Raw genomic sequence first — 22,982 nt, 5'->3', positions numbered from 1 at the left:
AGGAAGTGAACTTGTTTAATGCAGGCAGTATGGAAACTCTCAAAATATATTAAGCCATATATACTTTTTGCGATCATAGCTCCCGTAATGATGGTTATTGAGGTAAGCATGGATTTACTGCAGCCTACAATATTACAGCATATTATCGATGAGGGGATTGCTCAAAATGATACTTCATACATTGTAAAAATGTTTGGCTTAATGATAGCGACATCCTTAATCGGGTTAATCGGCGGTGTAGGGTGTTCGATTTACGCATCGCGGACGGCCGTTAACTTTTCAACCGATCTACGTCATGATTTATATGAAACAATTACGTATTTTTCGAATAGCAGTAAAGATAAATTTACGCTCGGAAAGCTTGTTACGAATTTAACGAGTGATATGGAAATGCTTCAGCGTGCACTGACGATGTTATTAAAAATATTTGTACGTGGACCGATGATGTTTATCGGGGCCATTGTCATTGTTTTTATTACAGCACGCGAGTTATTTCCGATTTTGTTGGTCGTTGTACCGATTTTGGCATTTTGCATGTACTATTTTACGGCACTATCAGGGAAGCTTTTTCATAAAGTGCAACAGGTTGTCGATGTTGTAAATACGAAAGTCCAGGAAAACTTGGCGGGTATTCGGGTCATCAAGGCTTATAACCGGAAAAATCATCAAATTGAGCAATTTACCGGAGTGAACACACAGCTGATGAAGCGCAGTATGGCAGCCGATCAAATTATAGGCGTACTTGCACCGCTTACGATGTTTGTCGTGAACTTAGGTATTGTAGCAGCACTTTGGATGGGTGCAATCAAAGTAGATAACAATACGTTACAAGTGGGGGTTATTCTTGCCTTTATCAACTATTTAATGATGGTCATGCAGGGACTGATGAGTTCTTCAATGGTACTTGTACAGTTGGCCCGTGCGATACCAAGCGCTGGTCGAATCGTAGAAGTGCTGGAAGAGAAAACAGATTTAACGAGCCCTTCAGAACCAGAGACGAAAGAAATTAAAGGAAGTTTAAGTTTCGAAAATGTAAGCTTCTCCTATTTAAAAGAAACAGAATCGGTGTTAAAAAATATTAGCTTCCATGTGAATGCGGGAGAAACGGTCGGTGTTATCGGAATGACAGGAAGCGGAAAATCGACATTAGTTAAAATGATTCCACGCTTGTTTGATCCTGACAGTGGTGTCGTAAAAATTGACGGGTTACCGATCGGAAACTATTCATTGGAACATTTACGCCAGTCAATCGGTTTTGCGCCACAAAAGGCCACATTGTTTTCGAAAACGATTGCCGACAACTTACGCTACGGCAAATCCGATGCAACGGCAGAGGAAATTGTGCAGGCATTGCAATCAGCAAATGCAAAGGAGTTTGTCGAAAAACTGGATGCAGGGACAGAACATTTGCTCACACAAGGGGCGACAAACTTATCAGGCGGGCAAAAGCAGCGGTTGGCAATGGCGAGGTCCTTTATCCGGAAACCGAGTATTTTAATTTTGGATGATGTGACAAGTGCGGTTGACAGTATTTCTGAAAAAACGATTCAACGGGCGATTGAAGAACAGTTTAGTGATGCCACAAAAGTGATTGTCTCGTCTAAAATCTCTTCCATTCGTCATGCCGATCAAATACTCGTAATGGATGACGGGAAAATTGCCGCTAAAGGAACACATGAGCAATTATTGCAGGAAAGTCCATTGTATCAAGAGATGGCAAGAACACAGGCAAAAAAAGGGGTGACCTTAAGTGAATAAACAACAAGGGGAACCGCCTGTACCAATGAGGCATCCAGGTGGGCGCTTTACAGGTCCGGTTGTGAAGCCAAAAAATCAAAAAGAAACATTGCTTCGTATTTGGAGCTATTTACGCATACAAAAGGTAGAACTGATCAGTGTTGTCATTTTCGTTATTATTAGTACATTGTTAAGCTTAGTTGGCCCATTTTTAATCGGGAAAACAATCGATGATTATATTGTGAAGCTAGATGTTCCAGGAGCGATTCGGATGGCACTTATTTTAGCCGGTGTTTATATCGCGTCATCGTTACTCACTTGGCTTCAAACATTTGTCATGATTCGTGTTTCACAGAAGACGATTCGCCGGTTGCGACAACAGCTGTTTGAGCAGTACCAGTCATTACCGCTTGCCTTTTATGATAAAAGACAGCAGGGTGATTTAATGAGCCGGATGACAAATGATATCGAAAATTTAAATGCGGCATTGTCACAAAGTGTCATACAAATTGTTTCGAGTTTTTTAACGATTGTCGGAACAGCCTTTGCACTCTTTTATTTAGATTGGCGATTAGCGCTAGTAACGCTCATTATTATCCCGCTCATCGTTTATGCGACAAAGCAGATCATTAAACGAAGCAGCGTGAACTACAAGGCACGTCAAAGGGATTTGGGCAATTTAAATGGTTATATTGAAGAAACCATTTCGAACGCGGATATTATTACGCTTTTCGGTCAGGAAAAATCAACGCTTGCCGAGTTTAAAGAAGCCAATGAGCGATTGCGCGGTTCAGCAATGCGAGCCGATATTATTTCTGGCTTCATGGGTCCAATCAATAACTTTATGAACAACTTAGGTTTAAGTCTTGTAATAGGTGCAGGTGCAATCATGGCTGTAACAAGCGGACTTACAATCGGTGTAATCGCATCATTTGTTACGTATACGCGCCAGTTTTTCCGACCAATCAATCAGCTATCGAACTTGCTCAATACGTTCCAATCGGCCATTGCGGGTTCCGAACGTGTTTTTGAAGTGCTGGATGAAGCAAAAGAAGTATCTGATATTGAAAATGCAAATGCGAAACGACAGTTTAGTGGTGATGTTAAATTCGAAAACGTTCAGTTTGCCTATGAAACGGGCAAGACTGTATTACACGGAATTGATTTTGAAGCAAAAGCAGGAGAGACAATTGCCATTGTTGGTCCGACTGGTTCAGGGAAGACAACAATCATCCAGCTGTTAACCCGATTTTATGATGCGACAGGTGGCCGGATCTTATTGGACGGCGATCCAATTGAACATTACAAGATGACGAATGTTCGTGATCATGTCGGAGTCGTACTGCAGGATACATACCTGTTTTCGGGAACAGTACGTGAGAATATTCGGTTCGGTAAGCTCCATGCAACGGATGATGAGGTTGAACAAGCGGCAAAAATTGCATATGCACATAATTTTATAAAGTATTTGCCTGAACAGTACGATACTGTGCTGACAAGCGGGGGCTTAAATTTAAGTCAGGGGCAGCGTCAGCTTATAGCGATTGCCCGTGCCATTCTAGAAGACCCCGACATCTTAATTTTAGATGAAGCAACTTCAAGTGTTGATACGATGACAGAAGTGCATATTCAAAAAGGTTTGAACAATTTGATGGAAGGGCGTACGAGCTTTGTCATTGCACACCGTCTTAAAACGATTGAAAATGCCGACCAGATCCTTGTCATTAAAGACGGCCGGATTTTAGAACAAGGAAATCATGATTCTTTAATGAATGAACAAGGTTTTTATGCAACATTACAGCGTCAGCTTTTGTCGCAATGATAAGGTGAATATTCCACCGTCCTTTTGCGTATAGTAGGCAAAAAGGACGGTGTTTTTTTTGAGACGTTGGCTTGCACTCATATTCGTAATTTTTTGTTCGATGCTTGTCGTTGTATATGAAACGAACGCATCCGACCGGCGATTTTTTTTACCCGAGCCATTAGGTGGGGTAAAAATTGTATTAGATGCTGGTCATGGAGGGGTTGATGGTGGTGCTTCAAATGGAGAGGTAATCGAAAAAGATGTGACACTGGCAATTACAAAAAAAGTAGCTCGTCAATTGACACGTTTAGGGGCAGAAGTAGTATTAACACGTTCAACAGATGGGGATGTATTAAGTGAACATGCACCAAGTGAGACATTTCCAACACTTCGTGAGCGTAAAAAACAGGACATTTTTTTACGTGAAACGTTAGTAGAATCACATGAACCGGATCTATTCGTTACGATTCATGCAAATGCAATCCCAAATAGCAAGTGGAGAGGGGCGCAAGTGTTTTACCATCAGACTGGACATGAGAAAAGTGCGGTACTCGCACAGGCTGTTCAGCAATCAATTCGAGAGACGATGGAAAATACGGAACGCGAAGCACTGGCGATTAAAAATGTTTATTTATTAAAGAAAGTTGAAAAACCGGCTGTATTAGTAGAAACAGGTTTTTTAAGTAATGAGGAAGAGCGTGATTTACTGGCAAATGACAGCTATCAGGAAAAAATGGCATTTGCGATTGCACGCGGGATTGAAAATTATATTCACGTAAAATACGAGTAGGCAACATGTAATAACAATACGAATCGATTATGATATACTAACAATTGTAATTTCATTCAGGGGAGTGTTTGATATGTTAAATGAGGAACAAGTCCGAGAACTATTAGGAGAACTACAAGATCCGTTTTTACATAAATCACTAGCAGAAACAAAAGGTGTAACAAACGTTTCGATTAAAGCAGAAAAAGCGCATGTGAGTGTTCGTATTGCAATTGCAAAAACTAATACGCCTGAACAAATGACACTTCAAATGAAAATTGTTGAAGTGCTAAAAGAAAATGGCGCGGCTTCAGTTGGGATTCGTTTTGAAGAGTTACCGGCAGAAGTACTGCAATCATTCCGTGGACAAGCGACGGAAGCGGAAGCACAAGATATTTTATCACCTTTATCAAGCGTACAATTTATTTCAATTGCATCAGGTAAAGGCGGAGTAGGGAAATCAACTGTATCTGTAAATATGGCAGTTGCACTAGCACGCCTAGGCAAAAAAGTCGGTTTAATCGATGCTGATATTTATGGTTTCTCTGTACCGGACATGATGGGCGTAACAGAAATGCCGGTCGTAAAAGATGACCGTATTTACCCGGTAGAACGTCTTGGTGTAAAAGTTATCTCAATGGGATTCTTCGTTGAAAACAATGCACCAATCGTTTGGCGCGGACCGATGCTTGGGAAAGTATTGGACCAGTTCTTCCGTGATGTAGAGTGGGGCGATTTAGACTATTTACTATTGGATTTACCACCAGGAACAGGAGATGTAGCACTGGATATTCACCAAATGCTGCCGTCTTCAAAAGAGATTGTTGTGACGACACCACACCCGACAGCCGCTTTCGTAGCAGCCCGTGCAGGTGCGATGGCATTACAAACAAATCATGAGATCCTTGGTGTTATTGAGAATATGGCTTGGTATGAAAGCAAATCAGGGGAAAAAGAATTCGTATTTGGTCAAGGTGGCGGTCCAAAGCTTGCTGATGAATTGCGCACAAAATTACTTGGCCAAATTCCGTTAGGACAACCAGATTGGACAGAGGAAGACTTCGCACCATCTGTCTATGCAGAAAGTCATCCAACAGGTAAAATCTATTTGCAAATCGCTAAAGAAATTATTTCAGAGCTAAATAAACAATAAAATAAAACAACCAGTTGTCCCGAATGAGACGACTGGTTGTTTTTTATGAGCCCCCACCGCTTTCTTTACCGCCGCCGCTTTCCTTCTCCGAGCCGGATCCGGATTCAGATCCCGATTCCTTTTCGGATGAAGCTTCACCGCTCTTCTTAATGAGCTCCTGCCATTTTGTCTGCATAAGCGGATTTTCGATTGTTTCCATTACGATTTTCTCCAGCTCTTTTCGCATAACGGCACCTTTCATGATACTTTCAAGCTGTTTTTGCATATCCGGCTGGCCGAAGAAAGACGTTAAAGATTCTTGGTAGCTGGCGTCGTTCAGTAAGCTTTTCATTAAATCTTCCTGCTGATCCTGCATACTTTTAGCGAATGTCTCTTTGAATTTCGGGTCTTCAAATGTTTTAATCCAAAAATCCATTGCCTCTTTTGACAACATTGTTTCCTCGGTCGCTTTCTTAACTTCTTCCGTATTTAAAATAAGCAACTCCCGGAAATTCTTATCTTCAAACATTTGGCGAATTGCTTTTTTCCCATCCTCTGTTTGAATGGCATCGACCATAATTTTCTTAACTTCATCATAGGATAATGTCGTCGATTTAGCATCATTACAACCGGCAAGGAAAATGAGGAAAAAGGCTAGTATGATTAATCGTTTCACTTTTCTCACGACCTTTCTTCAATTATGCGCTTTCGCTTAGTGTTCACAATTTTACAAATTATATGTAACATCTTTTAAGAGAGGTCGCTTTTTTGACACCAAATTGATAAAATATACAAGATATATTAAAAAATGGGGGGGATTTGTTCGTGACGATACGGAACTGGGTGAAATTTGCTTTTTGGGCATTAGTAATCGGTGGTTTAGTTAATGCGGTTGCCTCGTTAATTATTCGTTGGGACTTTTACCAGCCATACTTAGCGAATGGGGAAATCTCAGAATTTCTTGCTGCAATAGTTTGGAATATCGTATTAGGGATGACGATGAGTGTAATGGCACAAGCAGGCTTTTTCGCTTATTTAACATTACATCAAGTCGGGGTCAATATATTTAGAACGTTAACACTTTGGAATTGGATTCAAATCTTATTAATAATTATCGTGTTAGTGGATATTATTGTTTTCCGTTTTGCACCAGGAGCAAATGCGGCTGTAGACTGGATTTTTTATGGCTTCTTGCTTGCAGTGCTAGTCGGTGTTGCTATATGGACAGCAGTTAAAAAAATTAAAATGACGCAAAAACCGCATGTGTTGATTTCAACATTGTTTTTCATGATTGTTATTACATCTTTAGAATGGATCATTGCTTTAATGGGAAGACAAGATAATATTGATGTATATGTTGCCCTATTATTATTCCCATTAGTAGCCGTTAATGCATACCAAATTTTAATGCTGCCGAAATACAATGCACAATCAGAAGAAGATCGAAAGCGATTGGAAGAGCGTCGCAAAGCACGAAAAGAAACAACTAAAACTGTAAAAGCATAAAAAAAGGGCGATCACAGAAATGAAATATTTCGTGTCAGCCCTTTTTTAGTTATATAGTAGATTCCTCAAACTTAAGGATAACGCTTCGTAGAAATTTCATAGCCAAATATATTTTGTTCAATAGATACAAACTTATGCGCTTTTATAAATTTATTAATACCTTCAAAAGAAACTTCCTTGTCTCGATGTAAAGGAATACTTACAAATGAACCTTCAGGAATTTTACTTTCTTCTATAGGAAACGTATAAGTCGGAGCAACGATATTGATACCTTGCTCATGCAAAGCAGTTTGCATGGAAGTGTCGACTTTATAATCCGCGGTCGCAAACCAAAGTGGTTTTTTGTAAAACGTTTTTTCATAGATTGCGATTTCTTTTTTTAATAGATTCTTATCTTCGTATTGATCACTATTAGAACCAAGCAGCCCGACACGAATGTTTTTTTCCCTCAGCATCTTTACCAATTCAGGACTTCGTAACAACCAGTCACTATCAGCCAATATAAGCGGATATGGTTCACGAAGATTTGTAATCCATTCCTCAAAACCTTTGTGGGAATAACTTAACTCAATGATTAAGCTTTGCCCAAATTGACCTTTTGTAATGATTGCGGGGGCTTCTGTTAATTGAAATACAGGGGAAATACTATTTTTATCATCAAAATAAATAAAAACTAAAAATAAGCATAAAACCAGTGATACCAATGTTTTGTACATGCTTTAATACCCACTTTCAATTAGTTTTAAACACGATTATATAAAAAACTTATGAAAAAGTGTTGACGGATATAACAAGGGGGTGATACTATAAGTAGGTCGCCAAGAGATGACGCGACAAACGAAACACAATGAACCTTGAAAACTGAACAAGCAACGTTAATGAAACAAGCTTCTTAAATGAAGCAAACAATAGATTCCAACTTCTAACGAAGTTGGATCGCTAGCAAAGCAAATGAGCTTTCAAACTACTTTTATGGAGAGTTTGATCCTGGCTCAGGACGAACGCTGGCGGCGTGCCTAATACATGCAAGTCGAGCGGAAATTTTATTGGTGCTTGCACCTTTAAAATTTTAGCGGCGGACGGGTGAGTAACACGTGGGTAACCTACCTTATAGATTGGGATAACTCCGGGAAACCGGGGCTAATACCGAATAACACTTTTTAACACATGTTTTGAAGTTGAAAGACGGCATCTCGCTGTCACTATAAGATGGACCCGCGGCGCATTAGCTAGTTGGTGAGGTAACGGCTCACCAAGGCAACGATGCGTAGCCGACCTGAGAGGGTGATCGGCCACACTGGGACTGAGACACGGCCCAGACTCCTACGGGAGGCAGCAGTAGGGAATCTTCCACAATGGACGAAAGTCTGATGGAGCAACGCCGCGTGAGTGAAGAAGGATTTCGGTTCGTAAAACTCTGTTGCAAGGGAAGAACAAGTAGCGTAGTAACTGGCGCTACCTTGACGGTACCTTGTTAGAAAGCCACGGCTAACTACGTGCCAGCAGCCGCGGTAATACGTAGGTGGCAAGCGTTGTCCGGAATTATTGGGCGTAAAGCGCGCGCAGGTGGTTCCTTAAGTCTGATGTGAAAGCCCCCGGCTCAACCGGGGAGGGTCATTGGAAACTGGGGAACTTGAGTGCAGAAGAGGATAGTGGAATTCCAAGTGTAGCGGTGAAATGCGTAGAGATTTGGAGGAACACCAGTGGCGAAGGCGACTGTCTGGTCTGTAACTGACACTGAGGCGCGAAAGCGTGGGGAGCAAACAGGATTAGATACCCTGGTAGTCCACGCCGTAAACGATGAGTGCTAAGTGTTGGGGGGTTTCCGCCCCTCAGTGCTGTAGCTAACGCATTAAGCACTCCGCCTGGGGAGTACGGTCGCAAGACTGAAACTCAAAGGAATTGACGGGGGCCCGCACAAGCGGTGGAGCATGTGGTTTAATTCGAAGCAACGCGAAGAACCTTACCAGGTCTTGACATCCCGGTGACCACTATGGAGACATAGTTTCCCCTTCGGGGGCAACGGTGACAGGTGGTGCATGGTTGTCGTCAGCTCGTGTCGTGAGATGTTGGGTTAAGTCCCGCAACGAGCGCAACCCTTATTCTTAGTTGCCATCATTCAGTTGGGCACTCTAAGGAGACTGCCGGTGATAAACCGGAGGAAGGTGGGGATGACGTCAAATCATCATGCCCCTTATGACCTGGGCTACACACGTGCTACAATGGACGGTACAAACGGTTGCCAACCCGCGAGGGGGAGCTAATCCGATAAAACCGTTCTCAGTTCGGATTGTAGGCTGCAACTCGCCTACATGAAGCCGGAATCGCTAGTAATCGCGGATCAGCATGCCGCGGTGAATACGTTCCCGGGCCTTGTACACACCGCCCGTCACACCACGAGAGTTTGTAACACCCGAAGTCGGTGAGGTAACCTTTATGGAGCCAGCCGCCGAAGGTGGGATAGATGATTGGGGTGAAGTCGTAACAAGGTAGCCGTATCGGAAGGTGCGGCTGGATCACCTCCTTTCTAAGGATTTTTCGGAATCATTCCCTTGGGGAATGAAACATTAACGGTTGCTGTTCAGTTTTGAAGGTTCATTCTTAAATGAATGAAACACTTCAAAACCTTTGTTCTTTGAAAACTGGATAAAACGACATTGAAAGCAATAAATCAAATTTCTATTTTATAGATTTTTAAACAAGTCAAGCAATTGACGTGTAAACCTAAATCTTGGATTATATCCAAGTGTTAACTTTTGGTTAAGTTAATAAGGGCGCACGGTGGATGCCTTGGCACTAGGAGTCGATGAAGGACGGCACTAACACCGATATGCCTCGGGGAGCTGTAAGTAAGCTTTGATCCGGGGATTTCCGAATGGGGGAACCCACTATCTTTAATCGGATAGTATCTTCACGTGAATTCATAGCGTGTTGAAGACAGACGCAGGGAACTGAAACATCTAAGTACCTGCAGGAACAGAAAGAAAATTCGATTCCCTGAGTAGCGGCGAGCGAAACGGGAAGAGCCCAAACCAAAGAGCTTGCTCTTTGGGGTTGTAGGACACTCTATACGGAGTTACAAAAGAATGAACTAGACGAAGCGACTTGGAAAGGTCCGCGAAACGAGGTAAAAGCCCTGTAGTCAAAAGTTCATTCCCTCCAGAGTGGATCCTGAGTACGGCGGAACACGTGAAATTCCGTCGGAATCCGGGAGGACCATCTCCCAAGGCTAAATACTACCTAGTGACCGATAGTGAACCAGTACCGTGAGGGAAAGGTGAAAAGCACCCCGGAAGGGGAGTGAAATAGATCCTGAAACCGTGTGCCTACAAGTAGTTAGAGCCCGTTAATGGGTGATAGCGTGCCTTTTGTAGAATGAACCGGCGAGTTACGATTACGTGCGAGGTTAAGTTGAGAAGACGGAGCCGCAGCGAAAGCGAGTCTGAATAGGGCGAATTAGTACGTGGTCGTAGACCCGAAACCAGGTGATCTACCCATGTCCAGGGTGAAGGTGAGGTAACACTCACTGGAGGCCCGAACCCACGCACGTTGAAAAGTGCGGGGATGAGGTGTGGGTAGCGGAGAAATTCCAATCGAACCTGGAGATAGCTGGTTCTCTCCGAAATAGCTTTAGGGCTAGCCTCGTGATTGAGAATACCGGAGGTAGAGCACTGTTTGGACTAGGGGGGCATCTCGCTTTACCGAATTCAGACAAACTCCGAATGCCGGATATTTATACACGGGAGTCAGACTGCGAGTGATAAGATCCGTAGTCAAGAGGGAAACAGCCCAGACCACCAGCTAAGGTCCCCAAGTAATCGTTAAGTGGAAAAGGATGTGGCGTTGCTTAGACAACCAGGATGTTGGCTTAGAAGCAGCCATCATTTAAAGAGTGCGTAATAGCTCACTGGTCGAGTGACGCTGCGCCGAAAATGTATCGGGGCTAAACGATTCACCGAAGCTGTGGATGCATACTTTGAGTATGCGTGGTAGGAGAGCGTTCTAACAGCGTTGAAGTCAGACCGGAAGGACTGGTGGAGCGGTTAGAAGTGAGAATGCCGGTATGAGTAGCGAAACATGGGTGAGAATCCCATGCACCGTATGACTAAGGTTTCCTGAGGAAGGCTCGTCCGCTCAGGGTTAGTCGGGACCTAAGCCGAGGCCGATAGGCGTAGGCGATGGACAACAGGTTGATATTCCTGTACCACCTCCTCACCGTTTGAGAAATGGGGGGACGCAGTAGGATAGGGTAAGCACGCCGTTGGTTGCGCGTGTTCAAGCAGTAAGGCGTGTATGTAGGCAAATCCGCATACTTTAACGTTGAGCTGTGATGACGAGCTCGTATGAGCGAAGTTCCTGATTTCACACTGCCAAGAAAAGCCTCTATCGAGGTGAGAGGTGCCCGTACCGCAAACCGACACAGGTAGTCGAGGAGAGAATCCTAAGGTGTGCGAGAGAACTCTCGTTAAGGAACTCGGCAAAATGACCCCGTAACTTCGGGAGAAGGGGTGCTTCTTTGGGTGCATAGCCTAGAGAAGCCGCAGTGAATAGGCCCAGGCGACTGTTTAGCAAAAACACAGGTCTCTGCAAAACCGTAAGGTGACGTATAGGGGCTGACGCCTGCCCGGTGCTGGAAGGTTAAGAGGAGCGGTTAGCGCAAGCGAAGCTGTGAATTGAAGCCCCAGTAAACGGCGGCCGTAACTATAACGGTCCTAAGGTAGCGAAATTCCTTGTCGGGTAAGTTCCGACCCGCACGAAAGGCGTAACGATCTGGGCACTGTCTCAACGAGAGACTCGGTGAAATTATAGTACCTGTGAAGATGCAGGTTACCCGCGACAGGACGGAAAGACCCCGTGGAGCTTTACTGTAGCCTGATATTGAATTTTGGTACAACTTGTACAGGATAGGTAGGAGCCAGAGATCTCGGAGCGCCAGCTTCGAAGGAGGCGTCGGTGGGATACTACCCTGGTTGTATTGAACTTCTAACCCATGCCCCTTAGCGGGGTAGGAGACAGTGTCAGGCGGACAGTTTGACTGGGGCGGTCGCCTCCTAAAAGGTAACGGAGGCGCCCAAAGGTTCCCTCAGAATGGTTGGAAATCATTCGTAGAGTGTAAAGGCATAAGGGAGCTTGACTGCGAGACCTACAAGTCGAGCAGGGTCGAAAGACGGGCTTAGTGATCCGGTGGTTCCGCATGGAAGGGCCATCGCTCAACGGATAAAAGCTACCCCGGGGATAACAGGCTTATCTCCCCCAAGAGTCCACATCGACGGGGAGGTTTGGCACCTCGATGTCGGCTCATCGCATCCTGGGGCTGTAGTCGGTCCCAAGGGTTGGGCTGTTCGCCCATTAAAGCGGTACGCGAGCTGGGTTCAGAACGTCGTGAGACAGTTCGGTCCCTATCCGTCGTGGGCGTAGGAAATTTGAGAGGAGCTGTCCTTAGTACGAGAGGACCGGGATGGACATACCGCTGGTGTACCAGTTGTCTTGCCAAAGGCATCGCTGGGTAGCTATGTATGGACGGGATAAGTGCTGAAAGCATCTAAGCATGAAGCCCCCCTCAAGATGAGATTTCCCATTACGCAAGTAAGTAAGACCCCTGAAAGACGATCAGGTAGATAGGTTCGAGGTGGAAGTGCGGTGACGCATGCAGCTGACGAATACTAATCGGTCGAGGACTTAACCACATTTTATTGCACCAATTCAATGAAACGTTTATCCAGTTTTGAAAGAATGAAATTTCTTTTACATAGGCTTATTTAAAGCCCAATATAGTGAAGTGATGATGGCAAAGAGGTCACACCCGTTCCCATACCGAACACGGAAGTTAAGCTCTTTAGCGCCGATGGTAGTTGGGGGCTTCCCCCTGTGAGAGTAGGACGTCGCTTCGCTCAAAAAGTCGCTGCTGATTTAGTCAGTAGTGGCTTTTTTATATTATTGGAAATTATAATTGCTACTATACAATATAAAGAGTAAACTCATAACATATTAAACCAAAGAGGGTGTCTTAAATAACAGACTGCCTTCTTTGGTTTTTCTTATATTTGAATTAAATTATTTTGCATGCCTTATACGAGGATTGTTTTAGTAGTTGACCATTAAAGCAGAAAGAAATACGATTAATGAATGTAAAATGTCCTATAAGGCAAAACATTGGAGGAAGTAACATGACAGCACCATTTTTAACAGTAGTGGACTTACGATTAATTGAGCAACAAGTAAATAAAATACTGAAGGCAAAACTGGCATCAAACGACAAGAAAATTGTTGCGGCTGTACGTCAGCTGGCAATTACAGAGCTAAGAGAAAAATTGACGCATGTAAATGAAGATATTATTAAAGAAGTAGAAACGGTTGAGGATACCGTCGGGGCAGATTTATTTTTCCAAAGCTTAAAGTCATATACTATTCCGTATAAATCAATTTCCGAGCAAGGTTTGCAAAAGCTATTTAAAAAGGATAAAAAGCTGAAGTTACCTAAACTAGAAATGATTGATTGGCAAGCAATCAGTTATCTGTCATGGGTTGATAAGGGGACAAACCGCCAATACATTGTACTGGAAAAGGTAGGTCAATATACGGCATTACGTGGAGTTGTAGACACCCACAATCCTATTAAAGGTGTCTGTTCGATTTGTAATCAGCACAGTTCAGTTCATTTGTTTACAGCTACAGTAAAGGGCAATGGTGATAATTATACATCTTACAGCAACTACATTTGTGATGACTCACAACTATGTAATCAAAAGGTCAGTGATTATGAAAAACTTCAGGATTTTGTTGCCCGTAATTTAATATGAAAATAAAAGTCATCTTTATTGAGGCTTTTTATTTTGAAACTTTTTCCTTTTCTAACCGTAAAGGAATTTAAGAACCCAATTGGGGGGGATTGAGCCATGCGAAAAATTGCTTATAGTTTAGCTGTTGTGTTATTGCTGTCAGCTTGTAATAGTGAAGCTACGGATAAGTCAACAGCAGAAGAACAAACGAAGCAGGAGGTTGTGCATATGGTGGAAGCACTATTAGGAAAATGGCAGGGGATGATTGAAATTCCGCAGTTGCCTCTTGAAATTATATTAAAATTGGAAGATTCGAGTGGAAGTATTTCCGTACCTGCACAAGGAATCAGTGATTATGCATTTGAATCGATTAAGTATAATGAGACGGATGTGACCATCGCTATTAATTTAGCTGGATCTCTCGTTAAAATTGCCGGGAAGCTAAATAACGATACAATAGAGGGAACGTTTACACAAAACGGACAGTCCTACCCAATTACGTTAAAGCCATATACAGAGATACCTGTAACGTATGAGGAACTATTAATCCCTGTTGCCGGCGGAGAGCTTAAAGCAGCGCTGGAAATGCCTGATAAAGCTATGGGAGAGGTAGTTATAATCCATGCAGGGTCAGGTCCTACAAATAAAGACGGCAATACAATAGGAGCTGGTTCGAATAATAGTTTAAAAATGATTGCAGAGAGCTTAGCGGAGAAAGGAATTGCTTCTATTCGTTTCGATAAACGTGGAGTAGGTGATAATACGGCATTAATTAAAAAAGAAGAGGATTTAACGTTTGATTTATATGTAGAGGATGTTAAATCTATTGTTGATTATGCTAAAAAGGATGACCGATTTAATGAAATTCATTTATTAGGGCATAGTGAAGGTGCTTTAATAATGACCATTGCTGCCCAGCAAAATGATGTAGCCTCTCTAATTTCGGTAGCAGGTATTGGAAGACCGGCAGATGAAGTTTTAATGGAACAATTGTCAGCAAGCCTACCTCCGAATTTATTAATGGAATCGGAAAAAGCATTGCAGCAATTAAAAGCAGGCAAAAGAGTAGAGACAGTCTCTGCACAGCTTCAATCATTATTTAGACCGTCTGTTCAACCATATATGATTTCATGGCTTAAATACGATCCCCAGCATGAAATAAGCAATGTTACCGTTCCAATTATCATCCTTCAAGGGAAAAAGGATATTCAAGTAACCGAAAATGATGCGGAAAACTTACATGCAGCAAATAATGATGCGACAATACACTATTTTGATAAGATGAATCATGTGTTAAAAGATGTAGAAGGCGATCGAGACCAAAATCTTGCGAGCTATTATAACCCTGATTTACCGCTAACAAATGGTTTGATTGATGAGATTACTGAGTTTATAAAGCAGTAATGGAGTACAAATATTCATTAAAATGAGGATTTTCCAATAAAAGAGGAGCATAATAAATAAAATGTTCAAATTATTTCAAAAAACTGCTTGTATAAATTTAAAACGTTGCTATAATAATAAATGTACGAGAGATGGCTTGTACATCACTGTATAATAGTAGCGTTCCGAAGTAGCTCAGTTGGTAGAGCATCCGGCTGTTAACCGGCAGGTCGCAGGTTCGAGTCCTGCCTTCGGAGCCATTTTTTTTGCCTTTTTACTATTACAAAATAAACATTAAAACTTTTTTTAAAAAGTTTTCAAAAAAGCTTGCACTATATAAAAAATGATGATATTATAAATCTTGTCTTAAAGAGAACAACTTATATAACGGCCCGTTGGTCAAGTGGTTAAGACACCGCCCTTTCACGGCGGTAACACGGGTTCGAATCCCGTACGGGTCACCATTTAAGGCTTCATAAAAAAATAAAGCAGTAACACTTGTTATGTATGGAGGATTAGCTCAGCTGGGAGAGCACCTGCCTTACAAGCAGGGGGTCGGCGGTTCGAGCCCGTCATCCTCCACCATTCAACTTTAACAGTGTTGCATCATTTGTCGGAGGGGTAGCGAAGTGGCTAAACGCGGCGGACTGTAAATCCGCTCCTTAGGGTTCGGCGGTTCGAATCCGTCCCCCTCCACCATCTATAAAATGTTTGGGGTATAGCCAAGCGGTAAGGCAACGGATTTTGATTCCGTCATGCCCTGGTTCGAATCCAGGTACCCCAGCCATTTTTTTTATTTTTTATGAGCCATTAGCTCAGTTGGTAGAGCATCTGACTTTTAATCAGAGGGTCGAAGGTTCGAGTCCTTCATGGCTCACTTTTATTTTATAAACTTAGAAGTGTACTTAAATATCAAATAACAAAAATAACAATCCTTTACTTAGTTATAAGTAAAGGATTTTTTGCGTATAAAAAGGGAAAATCGTTTAGCTGCTCGAAATTTCTATAGGAGGGTGAGCGGAGAAGAGAAAAGAATAGAATAGAATAGAAAAATTACATGACATGTTAGGGGATGCAGAAATGATGAATAAGAATATTTCAATTGTAGGGGTACCATGTGATTATGGACAACAGCGCCGCGGGGTAGATATGGGACCAAGTGCAATTAGATATGCAGGGCTGCAAAAGCGTTTGACTGATCTTGGTTATGAAGTTGAAGATGAAGGGAATATTCAAGTTATTGAGGGAGATGCAGCTGCACATAAAGATGAAAAGTTGCTTAATCTGGAAGAAGTAATTAAGGTCAATACAGCACTTGCCGAAAAAGTATTGAGTGTTGTAAATAAGGATTACATACCGCTTGTATTAGGGGGCGACCATAGTATTGCAATTGGTACATTGGCAGGTCTATCAATGAAATATAAAAATCAGGGCATTATCTGGTTTGATGCCCATGCAGATTTAAATACACCGGAAACAACGCCATCCGGAAATATTCATGGGATGCCCTTAGCAACAAGTATTGGATTAGGACATGAAAGGCTAACATCAATTTTACATTCAGAACCTAAAATCAAAGCCGAAAACATTGTTATAATTGGCGGACGTTCTATCGATGAAGGAGAACGGGAACTAATTAAGTCCAGAGGCATTAAAATATATACTATGCACGAAATCGATCGCCTTGGAATGACATATGTAATGGAAGAAACTCTAAAATATTTTAACCAATTGCAAATAGACGGCCTTCATTTATCACTTGATTTGGACGCATTAGATCCATTATATACTCCTGGGGTGGGGACACCTGTAGCAGGTGGGATCACTTACCGGGAAAGTCATTTAGCAATGGAAATGATCCAGGAATCAGGCTTAATGACATCGGCGGAGTTTGTAGAGGTGAATCCTATATTAGATGAACGAAATAAAACAGCAGATGTAGCGGTTGCCTTAATCGGCTCTTTATTTGGCGAAACTTTAGTATGATTATTACGAAAAAATTCGATTGGTCGTTACGAAGTTTGTTATAATAAAGGCACATATTTATTGGTGAAAAAAATTTTTAGAGAAAATGAAACCTTTTAAAAAGCAATCCGTATATATAGAACAGCTGAAAAGGTGGAGAGGAAAGACAAATGGATGCGTTAGTTAATAAAAGAATAAAGCAAGTGCTTAAAGGTGACCAAAACGCATATGCAGACATCGTTAACCTCTACCAGCACAAGCTGTATCAAGTGTGCTATCGAATGCTTGGAAATAAGCAGGAAGCAGAAGATATCGCACAAGAGGCATTCATACGTGCCTATATTAATTTACATTCGTATGATCAAAATCGAAAATTTTCAACATGGCTTTACCGAATCGGAACAAATCTATGCATTGACCGAATTCGTAAAAAGAAGCCCGATTATTACTTAGATGCGGAGGTAGCGGGAACAGAAGGGCTGGATATGTATTCTCAGATTGCCGCAGAGGAGCAGTTGCCGGAAGAGGCCGTTGAGCAGATGGAGCTTCAGGACCGAATACAATATGAAATTAGCCGCCTTCCCGATAAGTATCGATCGGTCATTGTATTAAAATATATTGAAGAACTGTCCCTTCAGGAAATAAGCGAAATTTTGGATATGCCTTTAGGAACAGTTAAAACGCGGATTCACCGTGGCCGTGAAGCGTTAAGAAAGCAGTTAAACAATTTGTAGGAGGAAGATACGCATGAAAACGTGTGCATCAGAATTCGTGGATTATATGCACGAATATTTAGATGGTGATATTAGTCGTGAGCATGAACAAATATTGAAGCAGCATTTACAAACATGCCCTGATTGCCAACAACATATGCATGAATTAAGTGACACGGTTGCGTTTATCAAGAGTGCAGCACATATTACTGCCCCTCCGCGCTTTGAGGATCAAGTGATAAGCCGTTTACCGAAACGCAAAAGTTCTGCCGGCATCAAACGTTGGTTCCGTCAGCATCCTGTACTTGTAGCTGCAGCAGTTTTCTTTTTATGTATGAGTGCCACATTGTTAGGCAGTTTTCCGAATGATGATCAATTCTCTGTGACGAAACAGCCTAATTTAGTCGTTGAAGGGCAAACGGTAACAGTGCCGGTTGGTGAAGTTGTTAAAGGTGACATCGTTGTGAAAAATGGAGATATTATTGTCGAAGGGGAAGTGGACGGCAATATAACAGTTATCAATGGCAACTACATGGCATCTACGGCAGTCGTTACAGGGCAAGTAGAGGAAATTGATGAAATGTTCGAATGGCTATGGTACAAAATTAAAGACGGCTTCAATAAAGCAATCGCTGTTTTTAATGAGTAATAACTCAGAACTATCATCACGATAAATACAACAAGAAATAATATTTTCTTAATAAATCGGAACTTTTCTCAAAAAAAAGCCGTTCTAGTATAGAAAGAAAAGTCTACTCGTTCGGGTAGACTTTTTTCTGTTAGGAAAGTTAATCACTGACAGAATTGTGCTATACTAAAACCAAGATGGAATAGCAAGTAAAGGTGGGGGATGCCACATGCAAATAATTGAGCAATTTACAGACATTGCTGCTGTAGATATGATATTTAAAGTACTGGACGTACTGCTCGTATGGTACGTAGTTTATAAAGCATTGACCCTCATTAAAGGAACGAAAGCCGTTCAATTATTGAAAGGGTTATTAATTGTTGTGTTAGCGAAATTTGCTACCTACGTTTTCGGTTTAGACACTCTTGATTGGTTATTGCAAGAAGTAATTGATTGGGGTTTCTTAGCCATTATTATAATATTCCAGCCGGAAATTCGCCGAGCCCTTGAGCAGATCGGACGGGGTAAGATTTTCCAACGAACGAATAACCAGCAGGAAGATGAGCAGACACGCTTAGTCGAGGCGATGAAAAAGTCTGTAAGTTATATGGCAAAACGCCGAATTGGAGCACTTATTTCAATTGAAAAAGATACAGGTTTAAATGAATATGTAGAAACAGGCATTAAGATGGATGCCGCAATTTCTTCTGAATTAATGATTAATATTTTCATCCCAAATACACCGTTACATGACGGGGCCGTAATTATACAGAAAAACCAAATAGCCGCGTCGGCATGTTACTTGCCATTGTCAGAAAGTGCATTTATTTCCAAAGAGCTTGGTACACGTCACCGGGCAGCACTTGGGTTAAGTGAAGTAACAGATGCAATTACAATTGTTGTATCCGAAGAAACAGGTGCGATTAGTATAACAGCTAATGGTAATTTACACCGTAATCTCACTATTACAGAATTTGAAGAATTACTGCGTAAACTGTGGTTTGGTCCTGAACAAGATTCTAACTTAGCATCTAAGTGGACTTGGGGAGGGAAAAAGAATGGATAAAATATTTGATAGCTCATGGATGCTCCGTTTAACCGCTTTGTTTTTAGCGGTGGCACTATTCCTGTATATTCAAACAGAAGAAAAACGCGAAACGGAGTCGAGCTCATCCAATGAAACAGATGTTATCACAAATGTGCCATTGGAAGTGTACTATGATTCTGATAATTTATTTGTTACTGGGGTCCCTGAAACGGTTGATGTGAAAATTTCAGGACCGAAACAAATTGTCATGAAAACAAAGCTTGAAAAGGATTTCAAACTTTTTGTCGATTTAAACTCATTGTTAATTGGTGAACATAGCGTTACAATACATCAAGAAAACTTTTCGGAAAAACTGGATGTATCAATTGAACCAAGAATAATTAATGTAACAATTGAGGAAAAGGTTACTGAACAGTTTCGTGTAGAACCGGAAATGAATAATCGTCTTTTAGCTGAGAACTTCGTACTGAACGAGATGACGGCAGATCCGTCAAAAGTAGCGGTAACAGGAGCAAAGAGTGTCATCGATAACATAAGCTATGTAAAGGCGACGGTTTCAGGCGAGAAAGATGTAAATAAATCATTTGAGCAGGAAGCGGCTGTAAAAGTACTCGACCGTGATCTGAATAAGCTCGATGTCAGCATTAATCCGGATAAGGTCAAGGTAAAAGTAGAAATTAATGAATATAGTAAAGAAGTCCCGATTAAGATAAACGAAATTGGGGAACCAGTAGAGGGGCTTACGATTGACAGTTTATCCCCGGAAAAATCCAACATAACGGTATATGGTTCGAAATCTGTAGTGGATTTATTAAAAGAAGTGGCCGTAGAAGTTGATGTTTCGAAAATTAAAAAATCCGGTCCGTACGAATTTAAAATTGAGCTTCCAACAGGAGCTACCAAGTTATCACAAGAGAAACTTACGGTACGCGCAACTGTGAGTGGAGAGCCAGTTCGTGAACAGGGAAAAGATAGTGAAGCAGATACAGATGCCGATTCTAATAGTGAAGATACAGATGGAAACTAACTATCAATAACAAGCAATCCACTTTAGGTGGTAAATTTAAAAACGTATGGTATTTCAAGCGTTGAAGGAGAGAAAAAGTAATGGGTAAATATTTCGGAACAGATGGCGTTCGCGGTGTCGCAAATAGTGAACTAACACCAGAGTTGGCATTTAAACTAGGCCGTATTGGCGGCTATGTGCTGACGAAGGATGCTAAAGATCGCCCGAAAGTATTAATTGGACGCGATACACGTATTTCTGGGGAGATGTTGGAAGGTGCACTTGTTGCAGGTCTTCTTTCAATTGGAGCAGAAGTTATGCGTTTAGGTGTAATTAGTACACCAGGTGTTGCGTATCTTACACGCGTTATGAATGCTGAAGCAGGTGTTATGATTTCAGCATCTCATAATCCTGTCGCAGATAACGGCATTAAATTTTTCGGTCCAGACGGCTTTAAATTAACGGATGCACAAGAAGAAGAGATTGAACGTATTCTTGATGCAGAAGAAGATGCATTACCACGTCCAGTAGGTGCTGCTGTTGGTTCAGTAACAGACTACTTTGAAGGTGGACAAAAATATATTTCATACTTAAAACAAACAGTTGAAGAAGATTTTGAAGGATTACATGTGGCATTAGACTGTGCTCATGGTGCGACTTCTTCTCTAGCAACACATTTATTCGCAGATTTAGAGGCAGATATTTCAACAATGGGTGCTTCACCGGATGGACTGAACATCAATGAAGGTGTCGGTTCAACACATCCTGAAAAATTAGCTGCATTTGTCGCGGAGCGCGGCGCGGATGTCGGTTTAGCATTTGATGGAGATGGCGACCGTTTAATCGCTGTAGATGAGAACGGTACGGTTGTTGACGGTGACCAGATTATGTTCATCATCGGAAAATATTTACACGCAAAAGGCCGCCTAAATAAAGGCACGATTGTTTCTACCGTTATGAGTAACATGGGCTTCTACAAAGCGCTTGAAGGCAACGAAATGACAAGTGTTCAAACAGCAGTTGGAGACCGCTATGTTGTGGAAGAAATGCGTGCAAATGATTATAACTTAGGTGGCGAGCAATCGGGTCACATCGTATTTTTAGATTACAATACAACAGGTGACGGTTTGCTTACAGGTATTCAGTTAGTGAATATTATGAAAGCAACAGGCAAAAAACTTTCTGAACTTGCAGGCGAAATGACGATTTACCCGCAAAAGTTAGTGAACGTGCGTGTAACAGATAAACATGCTGTAACACAAAATGAAAAGGTTGCCGCTGTCATCGCTGAAGTAGAAGCGGAAATGGCAGGCAATGGTCGTGTATTAGTACGCCCTTCAGGTACAGAGCCTTTAGTGCGCGTTATGGTGGAAGCAGCTTCAGAAGAGGCTTGCGAAAACTATGTAGCACGAATTGCAGATGTAGTCCGTACAGAAATGGGTTTAGCTGAATAAATTATAGAGACAGCACCGGAAGTGATGGAGACATTGCTTTCGGTTTTTTTATGATGGATTATCTAATATCCAGTTTAGAAGATCTAATATAACTAAAAGAGTTCTAATAAAAAGCCGTTCTCCTAATAAACGTACCCATGTTCTAAAATGTTATCCAAGTATTCAAATATCTATGTGAAACTTTCGAATATCGAATGCAACTCTTCTAATATCAGCTCCAATTGTTCTAATAAAAGGAACTCAAGAATAACTCAAAACGACAAAATAACCTTTTTACCGCTTAAACCCAGTTATAAATTTTACCATTCTAATGAATACTGAAACTGTTCTACTATTTGCGGAAACCGATTTAAAACTATTTGCATTTGTTGTAATAAAAGAACGTGACCCATGTAAATATGTTTCATTTTCAAGAATTCGGGGAAACAAAATAAAGTATCCTAATAAGACGAAGGAGTGTTTTACATTGGCTAAAATTGCAACATTAATTACTGACAAGTTTGAAGATGTGGAGTTCACAAGTCCGAAACAGGCACTAGAGGCTGCAGGGCATACAATTGTAACGATCGATAAAGAAGGTAATAAATCGATTACAGGTAAAAATGGCGAAGCAACAGTTCAAATTGATAAAGGGGTAGCAGAGGCAAACCCGCAGGACTTTGATGCGTTATTTATTCCAGGTGGTTTTTCACCGGATTTACTGCGTGATGATGAGCGCGTTGTAGCATTTGCAAAGTATTTCATGGATGAAAAGAAACCTGTCTTTGCAATTTGCCATGGACCACAGCTGCTAATTACGGCGAAGTCATTAGAGGGACGAGATGCGACAGGTTATAAATCGATTAAAGTCGATATGGAATATGCAGGGGTAAACTTCCATGATGAAGAAGTATTTGTTTGTCAAAAACAGCTTGTAACAAGCCGTACACCGGATGATTTACCTGCATTTAACCGAGAAATTGTAAATTTATTAGAAGAGAAGGGGCTATAATCGAGCTCTTTGCATACGATAGAAAATAGTGCATATCCCGTTTTGATGTCATGTGGTGAGTCTTGTA

The 22,982-nt window shown here is 41.6% G+C and carries 16 protein-coding genes, 6 tRNA genes and 3 rRNA genes; 23 read left to right on the top strand and 2 right to left on the bottom strand.

Features of this window, described 5'->3' with window-relative positions:
- The first annotated feature begins 18 nt into the window (after positions 1 to 18).
- The 4 genes from AC0VXV_RS19390 to AC0VXV_RS19375 all read left to right on the top strand — a co-directional run bounded on the left by AC0VXV_RS19390 (position 19) and on the right by AC0VXV_RS19375 (position 5,463).
- Positions 19 to 1,758, top strand: a complete 1,740-nt coding sequence (locus AC0VXV_RS19390) for an ABC transporter ATP-binding protein (RefSeq protein ID WP_475529746.1) — start codon at positions 19 to 21, stop codon at positions 1,756 to 1,758.
- The gene (locus tag AC0VXV_RS19385; RefSeq protein WP_475529745.1) at positions 1,751 to 3,559 is read left to right on the top strand and encodes an ABC transporter ATP-binding protein; all 1,809 of its coding nucleotides are present in this window, start codon (positions 1,751 to 1,753) and stop codon (positions 3,557 to 3,559) included. Before AC0VXV_RS19390 ends, AC0VXV_RS19385 begins: the two co-directional genes overlap by 8 nt.
- Positions 3,560 to 3,617: 58 nt before the next feature.
- On the top strand, positions 3,618 to 4,331 hold the full coding sequence (locus AC0VXV_RS19380) for an N-acetylmuramoyl-L-alanine amidase (protein ID WP_475529744.1): 714 nt from the start codon (positions 3,618 to 3,620) through the stop codon (positions 4,329 to 4,331).
- Positions 4,332 to 4,404: 73 nt separating this feature from the next.
- On the top strand, positions 4,405 to 5,463 hold the full coding sequence (locus tag AC0VXV_RS19375; protein WP_475529743.1) for a P-loop NTPase: 1,059 nt from the start codon (positions 4,405 to 4,407) through the stop codon (positions 5,461 to 5,463).
- Between the two features lie 43 nt (positions 5,464 to 5,506).
- Here the strand turns inward: AC0VXV_RS19375 and gerD are convergent, their stop codons facing one another.
- Positions 5,507 to 6,118 (bottom strand): spore germination lipoprotein GerD, encoded by a 612-nt coding sequence (gene gerD / locus AC0VXV_RS19370; protein WP_475529742.1) that lies wholly within the window; start codon positions 6,116 to 6,118, stop codon positions 5,507 to 5,509.
- Positions 6,119 to 6,267: 149 nt separating this feature from the next.
- On the opposite strand from gerD, the gene AC0VXV_RS19365 reads away from it, so the two are divergent.
- Positions 6,268 to 6,948, top strand: a complete 681-nt coding sequence (locus tag AC0VXV_RS19365; protein WP_475529741.1) for a KinB-signaling pathway activation protein — start codon at positions 6,268 to 6,270, stop codon at positions 6,946 to 6,948.
- 71 nt (positions 6,949 to 7,019) lie between these two features.
- Here AC0VXV_RS19365 and AC0VXV_RS19360 read toward each other — a convergent pair whose 3' ends face one another.
- Complete coding sequence (locus tag AC0VXV_RS19360) at positions 7,020 to 7,664, bottom strand: hypothetical protein (protein ID WP_475529740.1); 645 nt, start codon at positions 7,662 to 7,664, stop codon at positions 7,020 to 7,022.
- A 253-nt stretch (positions 7,665 to 7,917) separates the two neighbouring features.
- Here AC0VXV_RS19360 and AC0VXV_RS19355 point away from each other — a divergent pair.
- The 18 genes from AC0VXV_RS19355 to AC0VXV_RS19270 all read left to right on the top strand — a co-directional run bounded on the left by AC0VXV_RS19355 (position 7,918) and on the right by AC0VXV_RS19270 (position 22,915).
- Positions 7,918 to 9,475 (top strand): 16S ribosomal RNA (locus AC0VXV_RS19355).
- 231 nt (positions 9,476 to 9,706) lie between these two features.
- Positions 9,707 to 12,635: ribosomal RNA gene (locus AC0VXV_RS19350) — 23S ribosomal RNA — on the top strand.
- An 88-nt stretch (positions 12,636 to 12,723) separates the two neighbouring features.
- A 5S ribosomal RNA gene (rrf, locus tag AC0VXV_RS19345) occupies positions 12,724 to 12,839 on the top strand.
- Together the 16S, 23S and 5S rRNA genes form the textbook arrangement of a ribosomal RNA operon.
- Positions 12,840 to 13,115: 276 nt before the next feature.
- Positions 13,116 to 13,748, top strand: coding sequence for a FusB/FusC family EF-G-binding protein (locus tag AC0VXV_RS19340; protein WP_475529739.1), 633 nt, complete (start codon positions 13,116 to 13,118; stop codon positions 13,746 to 13,748).
- Between the two features lie 96 nt (positions 13,749 to 13,844).
- On the top strand, positions 13,845 to 15,131 hold the full coding sequence (locus AC0VXV_RS19335; protein ID WP_475529738.1) for an alpha/beta hydrolase: 1,287 nt from the start codon (positions 13,845 to 13,847) through the stop codon (positions 15,129 to 15,131).
- A 163-nt stretch (positions 15,132 to 15,294) separates the two neighbouring features.
- Positions 15,295 to 15,370 (top strand) — tRNA-Asn (locus AC0VXV_RS19330).
- Positions 15,371 to 15,499: 129 nt separating this feature from the next.
- A tRNA-Glu gene (locus AC0VXV_RS19325) sits at positions 15,500 to 15,574 on the top strand.
- A 45-nt stretch (positions 15,575 to 15,619) separates the two neighbouring features.
- A tRNA-Val gene (locus AC0VXV_RS19320) sits at positions 15,620 to 15,695 on the top strand.
- A gap of 30 nt (positions 15,696 to 15,725) precedes the next feature.
- Positions 15,726 to 15,809, top strand: a tRNA-Tyr gene (locus AC0VXV_RS19315).
- 13 nt (positions 15,810 to 15,822) lie between these two features.
- Positions 15,823 to 15,897, top strand: a tRNA-Gln gene (locus AC0VXV_RS19310).
- A 17-nt stretch (positions 15,898 to 15,914) separates the two neighbouring features.
- Positions 15,915 to 15,987 (top strand) — tRNA-Lys (locus tag AC0VXV_RS19305).
- Positions 15,988 to 16,193: 206 nt separating this feature from the next.
- The gene (gene rocF, locus AC0VXV_RS19300) at positions 16,194 to 17,096 is read left to right on the top strand and encodes an arginase (RefSeq protein ID WP_475531501.1); all 903 of its coding nucleotides are present in this window, start codon (positions 16,194 to 16,196) and stop codon (positions 17,094 to 17,096) included.
- Between the two features lie 149 nt (positions 17,097 to 17,245).
- A complete protein-coding gene (sigW, locus tag AC0VXV_RS19295; RefSeq protein WP_251691080.1) occupies positions 17,246 to 17,809 on the top strand; it encodes an RNA polymerase sigma factor SigW in 564 nt (187 codons plus the stop codon).
- 13 nt (positions 17,810 to 17,822) lie between these two features.
- A complete protein-coding gene (locus AC0VXV_RS19290) occupies positions 17,823 to 18,437 on the top strand; it encodes an anti-sigma factor family protein (RefSeq protein ID WP_079523423.1) in 615 nt (204 codons plus the stop codon).
- 208 nt (positions 18,438 to 18,645) lie between these two features.
- Complete coding sequence (gene cdaA, locus AC0VXV_RS19285) at positions 18,646 to 19,482, top strand: diadenylate cyclase CdaA (protein WP_079523422.1); 837 nt, start codon at positions 18,646 to 18,648, stop codon at positions 19,480 to 19,482.
- Entirely contained in the window at positions 19,475 to 20,491 is a 1,017-nt protein-coding gene (locus AC0VXV_RS19280; protein WP_475529737.1) for a CdaR family protein, read from the top strand. The genes cdaA and AC0VXV_RS19280 overlap by 8 nt, the downstream gene beginning before the upstream one ends.
- An 80-nt stretch (positions 20,492 to 20,571) precedes the next feature.
- The gene (gene glmM, locus AC0VXV_RS19275) at positions 20,572 to 21,924 is read left to right on the top strand and encodes a phosphoglucosamine mutase (RefSeq protein WP_475529736.1); all 1,353 of its coding nucleotides are present in this window, start codon (positions 20,572 to 20,574) and stop codon (positions 21,922 to 21,924) included.
- 466 nt (positions 21,925 to 22,390) lie between these two features.
- A complete protein-coding gene (locus tag AC0VXV_RS19270) occupies positions 22,391 to 22,915 on the top strand; it encodes a type 1 glutamine amidotransferase domain-containing protein (RefSeq protein ID WP_079523419.1) in 525 nt (174 codons plus the stop codon).
- Positions 22,916 to 22,982: the final 67 nt, after the last annotated feature.

The organism is Solibacillus sp. iso_87 (assembly GCF_056173085.1).
Note: the sequence above shows the minus strand (reverse complement) of the source record. Positions and strands in the feature narration are given on the sequence as shown.

What these genes read in the sequence shown, in the direction of transcription:
- AC0VXV_RS19290 (WP_079523423.1), top strand. Translation starts at nt 17,823, where the DNA reads ATGAAAACGTGTGCATCAGAATTCGTGGATTATATGCACGAATATTTA.
- AC0VXV_RS19280 (WP_475529737.1), top strand. Translation starts at nt 19,475, where the DNA reads ATGGATAAAATATTTGATAGCTCATGGATGCTCCGTTTAACCGCTTTG.
- glmM (WP_475529736.1), top strand. Translation starts at nt 20,572, where the DNA reads ATGGGTAAATATTTCGGAACAGATGGCGTTCGCGGTGTCGCAAATAGT.
- sigW (WP_251691080.1), top strand. Translation starts at nt 17,246, where the DNA reads ATGGATGCGTTAGTTAATAAAAGAATAAAGCAAGTGCTTAAAGGTGAC.
- rocF (WP_475531501.1), top strand. Translation starts at nt 16,194, where the DNA reads ATGAATAAGAATATTTCAATTGTAGGGGTACCATGTGATTATGGACAA.
- AC0VXV_RS19335 (WP_475529738.1), top strand. Translation starts at nt 13,845, where the DNA reads ATGCGAAAAATTGCTTATAGTTTAGCTGTTGTGTTATTGCTGTCAGCT.
- AC0VXV_RS19360 (WP_475529740.1), bottom strand. Translation starts at nt 7,664, where the DNA reads ATGTACAAAACATTGGTATCACTGGTTTTATGCTTATTTTTAGTTTTT.
- AC0VXV_RS19375 (WP_475529743.1), top strand. Translation starts at nt 4,405, where the DNA reads ATGTTAAATGAGGAACAAGTCCGAGAACTATTAGGAGAACTACAAGAT.
- cdaA (WP_079523422.1), top strand. Translation starts at nt 18,646, where the DNA reads ATGCAAATAATTGAGCAATTTACAGACATTGCTGCTGTAGATATGATA.
- AC0VXV_RS19390 (WP_475529746.1), top strand. Translation starts at nt 19, where the DNA reads ATGCAGGCAGTATGGAAACTCTCAAAATATATTAAGCCATATATACTT.
- AC0VXV_RS19340 (WP_475529739.1), top strand. Translation starts at nt 13,116, where the DNA reads ATGACAGCACCATTTTTAACAGTAGTGGACTTACGATTAATTGAGCAA.